This window comes from Streptomyces sp. SKN60, assembly GCF_026236535.1.
Taxonomy (GTDB): Bacteria; Actinomycetota; Actinomycetes; order Streptomycetales; family Streptomycetaceae; genus Streptomyces.
Window position 1 is genome coordinate 256,814 of sequence record NZ_JAHTMW010000004.1, and the last position, 16,153, is coordinate 272,966.

General features: G+C 75.5%; 15 protein-coding genes and 1 pseudogene. 10 read left to right on the forward strand and 6 right to left on the reverse strand.

Going from position 1 to position 16,153, the window contains the following annotated elements; all coding sequences use genetic code 11:
- Window positions 1–24 precede the first annotated feature (24 nt).
- Window positions 25–960: a MerR family transcriptional regulator gene (locus KV205_RS08985; protein WP_265863560.1), complete on the reverse strand. Its 936-nt coding sequence runs from the start codon at window positions 958–960 to the stop codon at window positions 25–27.
- 96 nt (window positions 961–1,056) lie between these two features.
- Here KV205_RS08985 and KV205_RS08990 point away from each other — a divergent pair, with 96 nt between their 5' ends.
- From KV205_RS08990 to KV205_RS09010, 5 genes are all read left to right on the forward strand, one after another.
- A complete protein-coding gene (locus KV205_RS08990; protein WP_265863561.1) occupies window positions 1,057–2,592 on the forward strand; it encodes an alpha/beta hydrolase in 1,536 nt (511 codons plus the stop codon).
- A 93-nt stretch (window positions 2,593–2,685) separates the two neighbouring features.
- Complete coding sequence (locus KV205_RS08995) at window positions 2,686–3,369, forward strand: hypothetical protein (protein WP_265863562.1); 684 nt, start codon at window positions 2,686–2,688, stop codon at window positions 3,367–3,369.
- A 90-nt stretch (window positions 3,370–3,459) separates the two neighbouring features.
- The gene (locus KV205_RS09000) at window positions 3,460–4,173 is read left to right on the forward strand and encodes a molybdopterin-dependent oxidoreductase (protein WP_265863563.1); all 714 of its coding nucleotides are present in this window, start codon (window positions 3,460–3,462) and stop codon (window positions 4,171–4,173) included.
- The gene (locus KV205_RS09005; RefSeq protein ID WP_265863564.1) at window positions 4,157–4,825 is read left to right on the forward strand and encodes a cytochrome b/b6 domain-containing protein; all 669 of its coding nucleotides are present in this window, start codon (window positions 4,157–4,159) and stop codon (window positions 4,823–4,825) included. Before KV205_RS09000 ends, KV205_RS09005 begins: the two co-directional genes overlap by 17 nt.
- 54 nt (window positions 4,826–4,879) lie before the next feature.
- A complete protein-coding gene (locus KV205_RS09010; RefSeq protein ID WP_265863565.1) occupies window positions 4,880–5,929 on the forward strand; it encodes an NAD(P)-dependent oxidoreductase in 1,050 nt (349 codons plus the stop codon).
- Between the two features lie 361 nt (window positions 5,930–6,290).
- On the opposite strand, the gene KV205_RS09015 is transcribed toward KV205_RS09010, so the two are convergent.
- The gene (locus KV205_RS09015; protein WP_265863566.1) at window positions 6,291–7,403 is read right to left on the reverse strand and encodes a sensor histidine kinase KdpD; all 1,113 of its coding nucleotides are present in this window, start codon (window positions 7,401–7,403) and stop codon (window positions 6,291–6,293) included.
- Complete coding sequence (locus KV205_RS09020) at window positions 7,400–8,308, reverse strand: response regulator (RefSeq protein ID WP_265863567.1); 909 nt, start codon at window positions 8,306–8,308, stop codon at window positions 7,400–7,402. Before KV205_RS09020 ends, KV205_RS09015 begins: the two co-directional genes overlap by 4 nt.
- Window positions 8,309–8,441: 133 nt before the next feature.
- On the opposite strand from KV205_RS09020, the gene KV205_RS09025 reads away from it, so the two are divergent.
- Genes KV205_RS09025 through KV205_RS09035 form a run of 3 tightly spaced genes read left to right on the forward strand, consistent with a single transcriptional unit; the run spans window position 8,442 to window position 10,458 of the window.
- The gene (locus KV205_RS09025; protein ID WP_265863699.1) at window positions 8,442–9,134 is read left to right on the forward strand and encodes a glycosyltransferase family 2 protein; all 693 of its coding nucleotides are present in this window, start codon (window positions 8,442–8,444) and stop codon (window positions 9,132–9,134) included.
- Window positions 9,131–9,763 (forward strand): DUF2064 domain-containing protein, encoded by a 633-nt coding sequence (locus KV205_RS09030; protein WP_265863568.1) that lies wholly within the window; start codon window positions 9,131–9,133, stop codon window positions 9,761–9,763. Before KV205_RS09025 ends, KV205_RS09030 begins: the two co-directional genes overlap by 4 nt.
- On the forward strand, window positions 9,760–10,458 hold the full coding sequence (locus KV205_RS09035; RefSeq protein ID WP_265863569.1) for a bifunctional 2-polyprenyl-6-hydroxyphenol methylase/3-demethylubiquinol 3-O-methyltransferase UbiG: 699 nt from the start codon (window positions 9,760–9,762) through the stop codon (window positions 10,456–10,458). Before KV205_RS09030 ends, KV205_RS09035 begins: the two co-directional genes overlap by 4 nt.
- On the opposite strand, the gene KV205_RS09040 is transcribed toward KV205_RS09035, so the two are convergent.
- Window positions 10,419–10,871: a hypothetical protein gene (locus tag KV205_RS09040; RefSeq protein ID WP_265863570.1), complete on the reverse strand. Its 453-nt coding sequence runs from the start codon at window positions 10,869–10,871 to the stop codon at window positions 10,419–10,421. The two genes, KV205_RS09035 and KV205_RS09040, sit on opposite strands and share 40 nt — an antisense overlap.
- Window positions 10,872–10,873: 2 nt before the next feature.
- Window positions 10,874–12,112, reverse strand: coding sequence for a molybdopterin-dependent oxidoreductase (locus KV205_RS09045; protein WP_265863571.1), 1,239 nt, complete (start codon window positions 12,110–12,112; stop codon window positions 10,874–10,876).
- Window positions 12,113–12,225: 113 nt separating this feature from the next.
- Between KV205_RS09045 and KV205_RS09050 the strand changes: the two genes are divergently transcribed.
- Window positions 12,226–13,710 (forward strand): glycosyltransferase family 87 protein, encoded by a 1,485-nt coding sequence (locus tag KV205_RS09050; protein WP_265863572.1) that lies wholly within the window; start codon window positions 12,226–12,228, stop codon window positions 13,708–13,710.
- Here KV205_RS09050 and KV205_RS09055 read toward each other — a convergent pair.
- A pseudogene (locus tag KV205_RS09055) lies at window positions 13,647–14,564 on the reverse strand (AraC family transcriptional regulator); the annotation flags it as partial. The gene KV205_RS09050 and the pseudogene KV205_RS09055 overlap by 64 nt on opposite strands.
- Window positions 14,565–14,778: 214 nt before the next feature.
- On the opposite strand from KV205_RS09055, the gene KV205_RS09060 reads away from it, so the two are divergent.
- Window positions 14,779–16,131 (forward strand): DUF1254 domain-containing protein, encoded by a 1,353-nt coding sequence (locus tag KV205_RS09060; RefSeq protein WP_265863573.1) that lies wholly within the window; start codon window positions 14,779–14,781, stop codon window positions 16,129–16,131.
- The last annotated feature ends 22 nt before the right edge of the window (window positions 16,132–16,153 follow it).

Sequence of the window (16,153 nt, forward strand, 5' to 3'; positions counted from 1 at the left end):
GCGGATGACGGGAGGGGCGGGGGGCTACTCGCCCCACACCCCGGCCGACGGATCCGGCCATGGTTCCGTCACCGCGCCCGCCTCCGCCGTGACCTCCCGTTTGAGGGCCAGGCACATGCGGCCGTGGAGGGCGCCCGCCGTGGGGCCGTGTTCCGGCGGGCGGAGTTCGGCGACGAGGTGCCAGTAGCGGCCGATCAGGGGGTCCGCGCCCGTGGCGAGGAGGCGGGCGAGGCGGCGGCGGAAGGCGGGGGTGTCGCGGGTGGCGAGGGCGTCGGCATAGGCGGCGACGAAGCGGTCCAGGGCCTCGGTGCGGTGCGCCGCCGCCAGGTCGTACGCCTCGGCGAGGCCCTCGTAGAGCGCGCTCGCTCGGTGCGCCACGCCGGCGAGGTGGACGGCCGGGGCGGGTGCCGCGGCGACGAGGGCGTGGAGCCGGGCGTACGCGAGGACCTGGGCCGGGGTGGGGTCGGCGGGCGGTTCCGGGACCGCGACGTCCACGACGGCGGCCGCGAGCCGCGCCGGGAACCGTACGGGCAGGGTGCGCCGCCAGAACCGGGCCAGCGCGGTCGTGTCCGGCGGCGTCGCCAACCCGCCGAGCAGCCGCAGGCGTTCGGCCCGCTCGGCCGCCGGGGCGTCGCGGAGCAGCCGCAGCGAGGCCTCGTGCCAGCGCAGCGCCGTCATCCGCCGCTCGACCTCGCGCAGCCGGCCCGCGACGACGTCCTCCCACGCGGACCCCTGGTCGAGCACCCGGCCCACGTCCGTCACCGGGAGCTCCAGGGCGCGCAGCGCCCGGATCGAGCGCAGCCGCTCCAACGCCCCCGGCCCGTACCGCCGGTGTCCCCCGCCGGTCCGTCCGCCCTCCGGCAGCAGCCCGCGCTCGGAGTAGTAGCGCACGGTCTTGACGGAGACGCCCGCCCGTTCGGCGAGCTCCCCGATGCTCCACACCTCGTCCTCGGCCCCCACGCTCCCGACCCTAACGGCGCTCGCCTTGAACCTCCCCCTGGGGGAGTTCCTACGGTCCTCTCCACGGAACGAGCGACGCGAGGAGAGGAGAGGGCGATGACCGCTTTCGTGTTGGTGTCCGGGCCCTTCACCGGCGGCTGGGTCTGGGACGAGGTGGCGGAGCGGCTGCGGAAGGCCGGGGCCGCCGCGTACCCGGTGACGCTCACCGGCATGGCGGGGGCCGAGACTTCAGAGCCGGAGACGGAGACGGAGGCAGAGACGGAGACGGATCTGGAGACGGATCTGGAGACGCACATCGGGGACGTGCTGCGGGCGATCGACGAGGCGGGAACCGGCCCGGACGCGGGCGAGGTCGTCCTCGTCGGGCACGACTACGGCATCCATCCGGTGCTCGGGGCCGCCGACCGGCGGGCCGGGCGGGTCGCGCGGGTGGTCTACCTGGACGCGGGGCTGCCGGGCGACGGGGACCCGGCGAGCGCCTTCGTCCCGGACCCGACCGCCGTCGGGCGGGCCGGCGCGGACAGGCTCGTACCGCCGCCGTCGGGCGCCGAGTGGGCGCGGTGGGGCAGTACGGAGGGGCTGTCGGCGGCGGTTCTGGCCCGGCTTGACCGGCTGGCCGCGCCGCAGCCGGTGCGCACCCTGACCCAGCCGCTGCGGCTGACCGGCAGCCCGTTCGGCCGGCCGACGACGGGCGTGCTGTGCACCGCGAACGGCCCGGGGATCTCGGGCGTGGAGATGCTGCTCGCCGCGGGCCCGCCGCGGTTCCGGGTGCTCGCGTCCCCCACGGTGACCTTCTTCGAGCTGGAGACCGGCCACTGGCCGATGCTGTCCGCGCCCGGCCCGCTCGCCGAGGTGCTGCTGCGGGCGGCGGCGGACGAGGGCGTGCGGCTCTCCGTACCGGAGACGGCGTCCCCCTTCGAGGGCCGGGGCTTCCTGCTCGACGTGCCGGAGCGGCCGTCCGAGCGGCACGGACCGATCGACCTGTACCTCCCGGAGGCCGAGGAGCCGCGCCCGGCCGTGCTGTTCGTGCACGGCGGACCGGTGTCGCCGGACCAGAAGCCGACGCCGCGGGACAGCGACTTCTTCCAGGGGTACGGGCGTTACGTGGCGGGTCTCGGCGTCGTGGGCGTCACCCTGGACCACCGGCTGTACGGCCTCGCGGACTATCCGCACGCCGCCGAGGACCTGGCGCGGGCCCTGGAGCTGGTCCGGGCGGACCCCCGGGTGGACCCGGAGCGGATCGCGCTGTGGATCTTCTCCGGCGGCGGCCTGCTCGCGGCTGACTGGCTCGCGGCCCCGCCGCCGTGGCTGCGCTGCGTGGCGCTGAACTATCCGGTGCTCGCGCCGCTGGCCGACTGGCGCCAGGTGGACGCCCGCTTCCGCCCTGCGGAGGCGCTGTCGGCGGCGAGCCCGCCGGTCGTGCTGACCCGGGCGGGCCTGGAGCATCCGCCGTTCCAGGAGACGGTCGACGCGTTCCTGGCGGTCGCGAAGCGCACGGGCGCCGAGGTCGAGCTGATCGACGTGCCGCTCGCCCACCACGGTTTCGAGGCGATCGACCACCTCCCCGAGACCCGCGAGGCGGTGACCGGGGCCGCCGCCTCGGTCGTACGGCATCTGACGGCGGGCCACTGACCCCCGGGCCGGGCCGTGCCGGGCCGCCCGGCACGGCCCGGACATGGCCCGGACATGGCCGTCAGCAAGATCATCAGTCGATAGTGTGTGTCCATGTCACGCATACGTCTCACCCTCGCCACCGCCCTCGTCGGGGTGGCCGCGCTCACCGCCTGTTCCTCCGGCGGCGACGGGCCCGCCTCGGCCGACGGCCCGCAGAAGAAGGAGGAGAAGCCGGCGGCCGCTCCGCGGCCGATCACCGAGGAGCTGAGCCAGGCCCACCTCTCGCAGGCCCTGCTCGGCGACGGCGAGACCCTTCCCGGCTGGACCCTGCACGACGACAAGTCGGTGACGGACGGGCAGTACTGCAACGGCTCGCGGGACGACGACTCCGTCCCGGCGGGCTGGGTGCGCGGCAGTGACGCCTCGTACGAGTACAACGGCTCCACGGTCGACATGACGCACATACACATCTGTCTGTTCAAGACGGCCGAGGACGCCCACCGCCAGTACGTGGCCTGGAAGGGCACCGAGACGAGCAAGCAGCAGAAGCCGAAGGTCCCCGTGGGCGACGAGAACACGCTCGTCATCAACCCCGGTCTCAGTGAGGACTCCGTCTACGGGTACGTGCGTTCGGGCAAGGTCAACATCCGGGTGCGCACCGAGGGCGGCACCGCGGGCGACCCGTCGGGCACCCAGGCCGTGCTCGCCGCGACGCTCAAGCGCCTCCAGGAACTCCAGGACGGCAAGGCGGCGACCGTGACGGCCCCCGACGAACAGGCCGCCGCCCGGCAGTAGCGGCAGTAGCCGCGAGGGACTGATGACGAAAGTCTGACGGAACGGCGCCGGCCCTGTTCCCGGGCGGGGACAGCTGGTCGTATCGGGGGTGTGAACAGCACAGACGAACACCCCCGAGGCACCCCCGTGGGCCGCCGCGTCGTCCTCGGTCTGCTCGGGCTCGGCGCCGCCGGCGTCGCGGCGGGGCCGTACCTCCAGCAGGCCCAGAGCGCCGTCGCCGCCAAGGATCCGACCGGGCTGACCGCGCTGCTGCCGGGCGGCGGCGGCTTCCGCTACTACTCCGTGGTCTCCTCGGTGCCGGCCCGCACCGAGCGGACCTACACGTTGACGGTGGACGGCCTGGTCGAGCGGCCGGCCCGCCACCGCCTGGCCGACCTGCGGGCCATGCCGCAGCGCCGCATCGTGCGGGACGTGCAGTGTGTGACCGGCTGGCGGGTGCCGGACACCCCGTTCGAGGGCGTCTCCCTCGCGCACCTGCTTGACGTCGCGGGGGTACGAGAGGGGGCCGGCGCGGTGCGGTTCACCTGCTTCGACGGCACGTACACCGAGAGCCTCACGCTCGATCAGGCACGCCGAGACGACGTCCTGCTGGCGCTGCGGATGCAGGACGCCCCGATCTCCCATGCCCACGGCGGGCCGGTACGGCTGTATGTGGCGCCGATGTACTTCTACAAGTCCGCCAAGTGGCTGTCGGGCATCACCGTCACCCCGACGGTGCGGCCGGGCTACTGGGAGCGGTACGGCTACGACGTCGACGCCTGGGTCGGCCGGTCGAACGGGCGGGACGATGCGCCGACCGCCTGACTCCGCCTCCGACGTCGAATCCGGCTCCGATTCCGGCTCCGAATCCGGCCGTCTGCTGCGCTTCGCCCGCCCCGTGCGCTGGGCGCATCGCACCACCGCGGCGCTGATGCTGATGTGCCTGGCCACCGCCGCCTGTCTGTACGTGACGCCCCTGGCCGAACTGGTCGGGCGCCGCCGGCTGGTCGTGACCGTGCACGTGTGGTGCGGTCTCGCCCTGCCCGTACCCCTGCTGTGCGGACTGCTCTTCCGGGCGCTGCGCGCGGACGCGGCCCGGCTCAGCCGGTTCACCCCGCTCGACCGGGCGTGGCTGCGGGCGGTGCGGTCCCGTGATCCGTACCGCCCGGCGGGGAAGTTCAACGCCGGGCAGAAGCTGTACGCGCAGTGGACGCTCGGGACGATGCTCGTGCTCGTCGGTACGGGACTGCTGATGTGGCTCACCCACCTCGCGCCGCCGTCGGCGCGGACCGGTGCGACGTTCGTCCACGACTGGCTCGCCGTGGCGGTCGCCGTGGTGACGGCCGGGCACATCCGGATGGCGGCGCGGGATCCGGAGGCCCGGCTCGGGATGCGCACAGGTCTGGTGGACCGCGACTGGGCCGCGCGGGAGCACCCGCACTGGAGACGGGAGCGGCGAGCTCTTACGGAAAGGTGACGGGAGGCCGTGGTGCGGGCCGGACCGGGCCTCGGCCCTCTAGCGTGGGGCGGTATGCGGGTATTGGTCACCGGCGGAGCCGGTTTCATCGGAACCCAGATCGTCGACGCGCTCCTCGCGCGCGGCCATGATGTCGTCTCGTACGACGTCCTGCTGCCGTCCGCGCACTCCGGTCCGCCGCGCGCGGCGCGCCCCGGTGAGGAGCTGGTCGTCGCGGACGTCCGGGACGGCACGGCCGTCGCGGAGGCCCTGCGGGGCGTGGACGCGGTGTGCCACCAGGCGGCGATGGTGGGCCTGGGCAAGGACTTCGCGGACGCGCCGGAGTACGTCGGGTGCAACGATCTCGGCACGGCGGTGCTCCTTGCCGCGATGGCCGGGGCCGGCGTGCGGGAGTTGGTCCTCGCCGGCTCGATGGTGGTCTACGGCGAGGGCCGCTACGAGTGCGCCCGGCACGGTGTGGTGCGGCCGGCCCCGCGCCGGGAGGCGGATCTGGCGGCGGGCCGCTTCGAACCCGGCTGCCCGCTGTGCGGGGCCGCACTCACGCCGGGCCTCGTGACCGAGGACGCGCCGGCGGACCCGCGCAACGTCTACGCCGCGACGAAGCTCGCGCAGGAACACCTCGCCGCCGCCTGGGCCCGCGCGACCGGCGGCCGGACGGTGTCGCTGCGCTACCACAACGTCTACGGCCCCGGCATGCCCCGGGACACCCCGTACGCCGGCGTGGCCTCCCTGTTCCGCTCCGCGCTCGCCCGCGGCGAGGCCCCCCGCGTCTTCGAGGACGGCGGTCAGCGCCGCGACTTCGTCCACGTCCGGGACGTCGCCGAGGCGGCGGTCCTGGCCCTGGAGGCCGCGCACGGCCTGGCCGACGGCTCGTTCACCGCCTACAACACCGGCAGCGGCGATCCCCGTACCGTCGGAGACATGGCCCGCGCGCTCGCCCGCGCGTACGGCGGGCCGCTGCCGGTGACCACTGGCGAGTACCGGCTCGGCGACGTCCGCCACGTGACGGCGGACTCGTCCCGGCTCCGCCGGGAGCTCGGCTGGAAGCCGCAGGTCGGATTCGAGGCCGGAATGCGGGAGTTCGCGCGCGCGGAGCTGCGCTAGCGGCTGTCTTGTCGATCAGGCCGGATCGGGGAGCCGCTCCCCCACAGCCCCCGCCTGGGTGTGGACACCACCGGGCCCGCAGGGCCCAGGGGCGTGCCGTGCTGGGGGCACCACCCAGGCGAAGCGCTGCAGGTCGGTGAGACACCCCCTGACGGCCCGGTCGCCGGAGCAGCACGAGCCCCTCCGGCCCGGGCGGGCCTGGACCGGGCCGGGGCGCGGGGGCGAGAGCTGGGTGGACGAGGGCGAGGCCGGCCGGGCCGGCCGTCGGGCCCGGCCGGAGGGCGCAGGGCGGCCGGAGCCCAGCGTCGGGGTGCGGGGCCGCCGGGCCCGGCGGAGGGCCCGCGTCGAGGCCGGTGCCGGGTCAGTTCAGTGCGACCGGCAGGGTGACCTCGAAGCGGCAGCCGCCCGGGACGTTGTGGACCTCGGTGCGGCCCGCGTGGGCCTCGACGATGCCGCGGACGATGGCGAGGCCGAGGCCGGCGCCGCCTGGTGGGGTGCGGGCCTCGGTGCCGCGCCAGCCGGTGTCGAAGACGCGGGGCAGGTCGTCGTCGGCGATGCCGCCGCAGCCGTCCGTGACGGACAGGACGACGGCGCCGGCACGCCGTTCGGCCGCCACCGCGACCGTGCCGTCGGCCGGTGTGTGGCGGATGGCGTTGACGAGCAGGTTCGCGAGGACCCGGGTCATCTCCTTGCCGTCCACCTCGACGGGCACCGCTTCGACCTCCTCCCCCACCAGCCGCACCCCGTGCTCGCGGGCGAGCGGGTCGGCGCCGCTCAGGGCGTCGCCCACGAGGTCGTACACGGACATGCGACTCGGGCTGATGGCCAGCGCGCCGGCGTGGATGCGGGAGAGTTCGAAGAGGTCGGTGACCATGGTCGTGAGGCGCTCGACCTCGGTGCGGATCTGCCGGTGGTAGCGGGCGGGGTCGGCGGCCACTCCGTCCTCCAGGGCCTCCGCCATGGCCCGCAGTCCCGCCAGCGGGGTGCGCAGGTCGTGGGAGATCCACGCGACGAGTTCTCTGCGGGAGGCCTCCAGGGACCGCTCACGGCGCCGGGAGGCGTCCAGCTTCGCGCTGGTGGCGGCCAGTTCCCGGGTGAGCGCGGCGAGTTCGGCGGTGGCGGCGCCGTCCGGGGCGGCGAAGCTGCCGCCGTCGCCGAAGTCGCGCGCGGCGCGGGCGAGGGCGCGGCTGCGGGCCACCACCCAGCGGCCCAGGACCAGGGCGGTGCCGAGCGAGACGAGCGCCGCCATGGCCACGACGACGGTCACCACCCACAGGTCGTGCGCGGACAGGAACATCGCCTGGGCGACCGCGAGCGTCCCAGCGAGCATCGCGGTCACCGTGACGGCCGCGACCACGGTCAGGGAGACCGCGACCGAGCGGCGCCGTACGAGGCGGAGCACCAGCGCTCCGCCGATCCCGGCGCACACGGCCCCGGCCAGGGCGAACCCCGCGATCAGCAGGAGGTCCTTCATGCCGCTCCGCCTTCCGTCCCGTCGCCTTCCGGCTCGAAGCGGTAGCCGACGCCCCACACGGTACGGATGAGCCGGGGCCGGGCCGGGTCGTCCTCGATCTTGGCGCGCAGGCGCCGCACGTGGACCGTGACCGTGGACAGGTCGCCGAAGTCCCAGCCCCATACCTGCCGCATCAGTTCCTCCCTGGTGTGCGCGGCGCCGGGGTGCTCCAGAAGGTACGCGAGGAGGTCGAACTCACGGAGTGTGAGGGCGAGTTCACGGCCCGCCCGGGTGGCCCGGCGGGTGACCGGGTCGACGGTGAGACCGGCGGCGCGCAGGACCGGCCGGGGAGCCGCCGGTCCGGTGGCCGCGCGGCTGCGGCGCAGCACGGACTCGACCCGCAGCACCAGCTCGCGCGGGCTGAACGGCTTGGTGACGTAGTCGTCCGCGCCGACCTCCAGGCCGGTGATCCGGTCCTCCTCGTCACCGCGCGCGGTCAGCATGATCACCGGAACGGGCCCGGTCTCCCGCAGCCTGCGGCACACCTCCAGGCCGTCGAGGCCCGGCAGCATGAGGTCGAGGAGCACGAGGTCCGGCCACCGCTCACCGGCGCGCAGCAGGGCCTCGGGGCCGTCGGCCGCGTGCTCCACGGCGAAACCGGACCGGTCGAGGTAGCCGGTCACCACCTCGGCCACGGTCGGGTCGTCGTCCACGACCAGGATCCGGGCCGCGGGCCGCGGCTCGGGCCGGGCCTCGGGCCGGGGCTCGGCCCGGAACTCGGGCCGGAGTTCGGGCCTGGTCTCAGGCCGGTCCACAGGCCGGGGCTCGGCCCGGAGCTCGGGCCTGGTCTCAGGCCGGTCCACAGGCCGGGGCTCGGCCCGGAGCTCGGTCCGGTCCACGGACCCGGGGGCGCTGTGCTCGTTCATGCCGCCCAGCGTCGCATCCGCCGCACCCGGGGTCACCGCCACCCGGGGGTACGAGGGCCGCCGTCCGCGTTTCGTAAGGACTTCCGCGCCCCCGATCCACCGGCTGCTTCCTACGGTGGGAGCCGTGACACTCATGACCGTAGATGTCGTCCTTCCCTGTCTCGACGAGGCCGAGGCGCTGCCCTGGGTGCTCTCCCGCGTCCCGGCCGGCTGGCGGGCGATCGTCGTCGACAACGGCTCCAGCGACGGCTCCGCCGGCATCGCGGCCGGCCTCGGGGCCACCGTGGTGACCGAGCCCCGGCGCGGTTTCGGTGCCGCCTGCCACGCCGGGCTGCTCGCCTCCGACGCCGAGTTCGTCTGCTTCTGCGACTGCGACGCCTCCCTCGACCCCGGCCTGTTGCCGGACCTCGTCGCCGCGGTGGCCGACGGCTCCGCCGACCTCCTGCTCGGCCGCCGCCGCCCCACCGCGCGCGGCGCCTGGCCGGTCCACGCCCGGGCGGGCAACCTGGCGCTTTCCTGGCTGCTGCGCCGCCGTACCGGCCTCCGGCTGCACGACCTCGGCCCGCTGCGGGCCGCCCGCCGCGAGGCGCTCCTCGGGCTCGGGCTCACCGACCGGCGCAGCGGCTACCCGCTCCAGATGGTCGTGCGGGCGGCCGACGCGGGCTGGCGGGTGCGGGAGGTCGACGTGCCGTATCTGCCGCGGGCCGGACGGTCGAAGGTCACGGGCACCTGGCGGGGCACCTGGCAGGCGGTCCGTGACATGCGCAAGGTGCTCGACGAGCCGGCGCCGACGCGCGGGACCCCGACGGCCGGAGTGCGCCCGTGACCGCCCTCCTCGTCATCGCGAAGCAGCCCATGCCCGGCCGGGTGAAGACCCGGCTCACTCCCCCGTTCACGCCCGAGCAGGCCGCGGCGCTCGCCGAGGCGGCCCTCGCCGACACGCTCACCGCGGCCGCCCGCGTGCCGGCGGACCGGCATGTCCTCGTGCTCGACGGGGCGCCCGGCCCCTGGCTGCCGCCGGGGTTCCAGGTCGTCCCCCAGGCCGGGGGCGGGCTCGACGCACGGCTCGCGGCCGCGTTCGCCGCCTGCGCCGGACCGGCCCTGCTCATCGGCATGGACACCCCGCAGGTCACCCCCTCCCTGCTCGCCCCGGCCCTGTGCTGGGACGCGCACGACGCCTGGTTCGGTCCGGCCGCCGACGGCGGCTTCTGGGCCCTCGGCCTCGCCCGCCCCGACCCTTCGCTGCTGCTCGGCGTGCCCATGTCCCGGCCGGACACCGGCGCCGTCCAGTACGCCCGGCTGCGGAAGGCCGGGCTGCGCGTCGGCCGCCTGCCCGTCCTGCGGGACGTGGACACCGCGTCGGACGCCCGGCGGGTCGCGGCCGCCGCGCCCGGCACCCGCTTCGCCGCCCGGTACGCCGAGTCGACCGGCGCGACGGCGGGAGCGGTCCGTTGACCACCTCGACCACCACGACCACGGCGGCGACCGCCTGGCGGGCCGATCCGTACACCGACGCCCTGCTCGCCGGCCGGGGGCCCCTCTTCCTCCGCCGCCACGACGGCTGGCTGCTGCCCCTGGAGGTCGAGCGCTGGTGCGAGGCGCCCGACGCCGCCGACCGCTCCGTGCTCGACCGCTGCCGCGGCACGGTCCTCGACATCGGCTGCGGGCCGGGACGGCTCGTCGCCGCCCTGGCCGCCGAGGGCCGGCGGGCCCTCGGCATCGACATCAGCCCGGCGGCGGTGGCCCGCACCGCGCGACTCGGCGCCGCGGCGCTGTGCCGGTCGGTCTTCGACCCGCTGCCCGCCGAGGGACGGTGGGACACGGCGCTGCTGATCGACGGCAACATAGGCATCGGCGGAGACCCGGCCGCGCTGCTGCGCAGACTGTGCCAGGTCGTGTCGCGCTCCGGACACGTCATCGCCGAGTGCGCGCCCGTCGACGTCGACGAGTGCTGCGACGTACGGGTCGACGACGGCCGGGGCGGCCGTGGAACGCCGTTCCCCTGGGCCCGGGTGGGCGTCCGCGCCCTGGCCGCGCACGCCCGGAACGCGGGCTGGGCCGTCCACGAACAGTGGACCGTGGACGGGCGCCCCTTCCTGTCCCTGGTGCTTCAGTCCTCCGCTCGGGCGTCGGCGCCAGGGTCCCGCTGAGGCCGAACCCGCCGCAGTCGATCCCGCCCCCGCCGTACGAGATACACCGCTCCCGCCGCGGCGGCGACGCCCGCCAGCACGATCGCGAGATTCCGGCCGTACGGGAGGGGCAGCGCCGACGGGTTGGGCGGGGCTCCCGGCCGTACGAGCAGGGGCAGGGCGATCAGGATCACGCAGCCCGCCACCAGCAACGCCCCGCGCCACAGCCCGCGTTGACGCCGACCCACGAGCAGCAGCCCCACGCCGAACACCAGCGGGGCGAGGATCCCGTCGTGCAGCACGAGCGCGCCGGCCAGCCACAGCAGCACCCCGAGCGGATCCGGCTCGGCCACCACCAGCCAGGCCCCGAGCCCGATCAGGGCGAGACCGAGCCCGCCGACCGCGTACCGCAGCACCTGAGCCCCACTCGTCACGCTCACAACACCTCCAGCCGGTGCACCCACTTGGTCTGCAGGACCCCGGGCCGGCCGGGGGCGATGATCCGGGCCGGGAAGCCGTGGTCGAGCGAGAGGGGCTGCCCGTTCAGGGTCAGGGCGAGCAGGGTGAGCGGGTCGTCCGCGTACTCCGCGCCCATCTCCATCACCCGGTAGGCGCCGCTCACTTCGAGCGAGGTCACCCGTACCCCGTCCCGGCCCGGCCGCCCGCCGGCCCGCTCGACCAGGTCCCGTACCCGTACCCCGCCCCAGTCCGCGTCGACGCTCCAGCCTTCGACGCAGGCGATCGGCAGCCGGGCCCGGCCCCGCGCCATCGACCGCAGGGCGTCGAGCGTGAGGACGTACGGCCGGGGCCCGGAGACTTCGAGCCGCCACCCGGCCAGGCCGCGCGCCGTGACACCGGCCGCGGCGGCGGTCCGGTTGACGGGCACCCCCTGCGGGCCGTGGTCGGGGTGCCGGGGCGCGAGCAGGTCGAGCGCCTTCAGCGGGGTGAAGGACTGGCCGACCGTCGTCAGCGTGACGACGCCGACGGCCGCGCCCGTGGCGAGGAGCAGTGAGCGGCGGTCGACCGCGTCCTCGGCCGGCAGGGCGCGCGTCCCGGCCGAGCGGCGGCCCCAATGGTCCCTGATCTCGGGGGCCTTGACCGCGATGTGCAGCAGGAGCGCGCCGGTGACGACCCAGGCGACGGCGAAGTGGACGGGGACGAAGGCGAAGGGCCACGGATACCACTCGACGATGTTGAGGAGCCCGGTGAGCACCTCGAAGACGGCGGCGGCCACCAGGAGGGCGACGGACAGGCGCTCCAGGGCGTGCCGCACGGACCGCACCGGCGGCCATGCGAACAGCCGGGGGTACACCGCCCACAGCTTGACGAGGAGCAGCACGATCGCCGCGAGTCCGGTGCCGACGTGCAGGCCCTGGGTGAGCGCGTAGCCCCACACCGGCCGGGCGGGCAGCCGGTCGGCGAGCCAGTCGGGCGGTTGCTGGAGGTAGTGGCTGACGAGGCCGGTCGCGAAGCAGACGGCGAAGGCCGCGCCGAGCCACCGGCCGACGGCCGTCGCGGTCCTGGCGTCGTGCAGCCGCCCGGTGAACGCGGGCGGCCGGACGGCCGGGAGCCGGAACGCGGGGCGCGGCAGGCGAGGCGGGCCCGGCGGGCGCAACAGGCGAGACGGGCGTGACAGGCGAGGCCGGCGCGGCAGCCTGGGCTTGCGGAACGTCATGCCGTCCATGACACCGCCGCGAGCGGCCGCGCGGAGCGCCCGACACCTTACGAAACCCGAACGCCTCGCCGGGTCTCCTCCTCGTCCGTGGCGCGCGCTGCCAGTCTGCGCCCATGACCCGCGCCCGCCGTCTTCCGCTCCCCGGCCCCATCCCAGTCCCCGTCCCCGTCGTCGTCACCGCCCTTCTCCTCTCGCTGCTTGCCGTGTCGCTGACCCTGCTGCTCCGCGGGGACGCCCACGGGCCCGCCTTCCTGGCCGGGTACGCGGGCGCATGGGCGGTGTTCGCGGCGGCGGTGGGCGCCCTGCGCCGGGTCCCGCGCCGGCAGGTCGTACCGCTGCTGCTCGCGGGGGCGGTCGCGGTGACGGCGACGGGGCTGGCGGCGGCCCCGCGGACGAGCACCGACTCGTACCGTTACGCGTGGGACGGGCGCGTGCAGGCCGCCGGCATCTCGCCGTACGACCACGCGCCCGCGGACCCCGCGCTCGCCGGGCTGCGCGACGACTGGCTCTTCCCCGGCGCCGCGGCCTGCGCGCGGGGCGACGCCGACCTCGCACCGCTCGACTCCGGCGGGTGCACGCGGATCAACCGTCCGGCCGTGCACACGATCTACCCGCCCGTGGCGGAGGGCTGGTTCCTGCTCGTCCACGAGCTGTCCCCGGACGGCGTGCGCCACAAGGGGCTGCAGGCGGGCGCGGCGCTGCTCTCGCTGGCCGTCAGCGGGCTCCTGATCGGCGTGCTGCGCCGGCGGGGCGATCCGCGCCGGGCCGCGCTGTGGGCGTGGTGCCCCGCGGTCCCCGTCGAGGCCGTCGACAACGCCCACGTCGACGTCCTCGCCGTGCTGCTCTCGGTCGGCGCGCTCGCTCTCGTCGCCCGCCGCCGTCATGTCACGGGCGGGGTGCTGCTCGGTCTGGCGGTCGCGGCCAAGCTGCTGCCCGCCGTGCTGCTGCCGGGCGCGCTGTCCGGCGTCCGGCGGCCCCGTACGATCGCGGCCGTCACCCTGTCGGCGGCGGCGGCCGTGGCGCTGGCCTACCTGCCGTACGTGCTGCTCTCCGAGGGTTCCGTCCTCGGCTATCTGGGCGGCTACGCGCGGGAGGAGGGCTACGACGACGCGGGCGCGGGCGGGCGGTACGCCCTGCTGCGACTGGTGCTGCCCGACGCGTGGGCGCTGCCCGCGGCGGCGCTCGGCATGGCGGCGGTGTCGGTGGCGGTGTGGTGGCGCGGCGACCCCGAACGCCCGTGGCACGGAGCCCTGTCGACCATCGGCACGGGGTTCCTGCTGCTGACGCCGGGCTATTCCTGGTACGCGCTGCTGCTGGTCGCCCTGGTCGCCCTGGACGGGCGCCGGGAGTGGCTCGGCGTCGCCTTCGCCGGCGCGGTGGCGTATCTCGCGGGCCCGGTCACCGGCCCGGTGGGCGGCACCCTCGCGTACGGGGCGGCGGCGGCCGCGGTGACGGCTCAGCCCCTGACCGCCTGGGTGCGCCAGATGCTGGGGCTGGTGTCGAAGCGGGTGCGGAACCAACGGGAGAAGGTGGCGAGGGAGGAGAAGCCGAGCAGGCCCGCGATCTCGGTGAGCGGGCGGTCGGAGCCTCCCACGTAGCGCCGTCCCAGTGCCGTGCGGACCGAGTCGACGATCGAGGAGTAGCCCTCCCCGCTCTCCGCGAGGCGTCGCTGGAGGGTTCTCGGGTCGATGTCGAAGGTGCGGGCGACCTGTTCCAGGGAGCAGCGGCCGGTGGGCAGGAGAGCCTCGACGACCTCCCGCACGCGGTCGGTGAAGGCGCTGGCGGGCGAGGGCGCGATGTTCTCCAGGAACTGGCGGGCGTAGGGCCGCAGCCGGGGGTCGGCGAGGGTGTTGGGCGCGTCGAGGTCCGAGGGGTACAGGATGATGCCGGAGCGCGGCTGCCCGAAGGTGACGGCGGGGCCCAGGATCCGGTGATGGGGGCCGGGGTCGTCGGGGGCGCTGTGGCCGAGCGGTACGCCGACCGGTGTCCAGTCGGCGCCGAGCAGTCGGCCGATGAGCCCGTGGCAGACCCCGACCAGCATGTCCGTCGCCTGGGGGCGGCTGTCGGGCGGTGAGTCCAGGGCCAGGTCCACCCAGATCGCGGCCAGGCCGTTGCTGAGGGTGATCTCGGCGCGCAGGGCCTCGTTGTAGAGGTGGAGGTGCTGGATCAGCAGCTCCAGGGCGCTGCGCACGGAGGGCTCCTCGCGGGCGACGAAGCCGATGGGGCCGAGGTTCGAGAAGCGGGCGAGCTCGGCGAGCCGCAGGCCGAAGTCGGGGCGTCCGGTGGCGGCGGCGGTGTCCTCCAGGAGCCGGGCGACCGCGGCCACGGGGAGCCAGCGGTCGGCGGCGGCCAGCGCGGCCGGGTCCAGGCCCACGCCGCGCATCAGTGCCGACGGGTCCGCCCCGAGGGAGCGGGTGAGGTCGACGTAGTTGGCCAGGCCGGTGGTGCGCATCCGCAGTTCCACGGTGGTCTCCCGAGTGGTCTCCCCAGCTCCGACGGCTGTCGCGAAATGCTAAACGATTCGTCGCCTGAAGCAAAGCACGTCGTCTTTCGGCCGGGTAGCGTCCGGATCCAGGCGCTCCGGCGTCCGAGCCGCCCTCGATACCGGGCGCGCCGGCCGGGCATCCACGCCACTGCCACGCCACCCATCCACCCGAGGAGATCCCGTGACCACGACCGAGACCCAGGCCACCGGGGAGTCCGCCGCGCTGACGGCACTGGCCGCCGAGGCGTACGTCTTCGCCTATCCGCTGGTCACCATGGAGCTGACCAGGCGCCAGATGACCACTCCGGGTGCCGTCGTCCCCGGCAGTGCCGCGCCGAACACCTTCGCGCACCTGCCGGTCACTCCGGACGCGTCGTTCGAGGGCGTGGTCAGCCCGAACGCGGACACGCTGTACTCGCTGGCCTGGCTGGACCTGTCGGCGGGGCCGGTGCGGCTCTCCGTGCCCGACACCCGCGGGCGGTACTTCCTGCTCCCGCTGTACGACGCCTGGACCAACGTCTTCGCCTGCCCCGGCTCCCGTACGACGGGAAGCACCGCCGGTGAGTTCGCCCTGGTCGGCCCCGGCTGGGCGGGCGAACTGCCGGCCGGGGTGGAGCGGATCGACGCCCCCACCTCCATGGTCGCGATCATCGGCCGGACCCAGGTCAACGGTGTGGCGGACTACCCGGCGGTGCACGCCGTCCAGGCCGGCTACCGGCTGACTCCGCTCACCGGCACCTGCACCGACCCCGACTCGGCCTCGGCCGTGGCGGCGGGCCCCGGCCCGGTCGACCTGGTGACCGCTCCGGTCGACCAGGTGGCCGCGCTGGATCCCGCCACGTTCTTCGCCATGACCGCCCACCTGATGGCGGCCAACCCGGCGAAGCCCGATGACGCCCCCATGGTCGAGCGGCTGGCCCGGCTCGGTGTCGTCCCCGGCCGGCCCTTCGACTGGGACTCCCTGAGCCCCGAGGACCAGCAGGCGATCGCCCAGGGTGCCGCCGAGGGCATCGCCCGGGTGGAGGCGGCCGGCCGCAGCCCGCGGGCGCGGGTCCGCGACGGCTGGATGACCCCGGTCGAGATCGGCGCCTACGGGACGGACTACCTGCAGCGGGCCGCGGTCACGCTGATCGGCCTGGGCGCCAACCTCCCCGAGGACGCGGTCTATCCGGTGTGCCGGGTCGACGGCGACGGCGAGCCGCTGCACGGCCGTCACCGCTACCGGCTGCACTTCGCCGCCGACGGCCTGCCGCCGGTCAACGCGTTCTGGTCGCTGACGATGTACAACGACCGCCAGTTCTTCGTCGACAACCCGATCGACCGCTACGCCGTCGGCGACCGCGACGCGCTGAAGTTCGACGCCGACGGCTCGCTCACGCTGCTGATCCAGCACACGGCGCCGGCCGAGGGTCCGGAGTCCAACTGGCTGCCCGCGCCCGAGGGTTCCTTCAACCTCATGATGCGCCTGTTCTGGCCCGGGCCCGCGGTCCTGGGCGGCACCTGGCACGCACCGGCCGTCCGCCGCGTCGGCTGACCCGGCCACCCACCACCTGACA

Excerpts from the sequence above, each read along its gene's own strand:
- KV205_RS08990 (WP_265863561.1), top strand. The coding sequence starts at position 1,057 with ATGACCGCTTTCGTGTTGGTGTCCGGGCCCTTCACCGGCGGCTGGGTC.
- KV205_RS08995 (WP_265863562.1), top strand. The coding sequence starts at position 2,686 with ATGTCACGCATACGTCTCACCCTCGCCACCGCCCTCGTCGGGGTGGCC.
- KV205_RS09005 (WP_265863564.1), top strand. The coding sequence starts at position 4,157 with ATGCGCCGACCGCCTGACTCCGCCTCCGACGTCGAATCCGGCTCCGAT.
- KV205_RS09010 (WP_265863565.1), top strand. The coding sequence starts at position 4,880 with ATGCGGGTATTGGTCACCGGCGGAGCCGGTTTCATCGGAACCCAGATC.
- KV205_RS09015 (WP_265863566.1), bottom strand. The coding sequence starts at position 7,403 with ATGAAGGACCTCCTGCTGATCGCGGGGTTCGCCCTGGCCGGGGCCGTG.
- KV205_RS09020 (WP_265863567.1), bottom strand. The coding sequence starts at position 8,308 with ATGAACGAGCACAGCGCCCCCGGGTCCGTGGACCGGACCGAGCTCCGG.
- KV205_RS09025 (WP_265863699.1), top strand. The coding sequence starts at position 8,442 with ATGACCGTAGATGTCGTCCTTCCCTGTCTCGACGAGGCCGAGGCGCTG.
- KV205_RS09045 (WP_265863571.1), bottom strand. The coding sequence starts at position 12,112 with ATGACGTTCCGCAAGCCCAGGCTGCCGCGCCGGCCTCGCCTGTCACGC.
- KV205_RS09050 (WP_265863572.1), top strand. The coding sequence starts at position 12,226 with ATGACCCGCGCCCGCCGTCTTCCGCTCCCCGGCCCCATCCCAGTCCCC.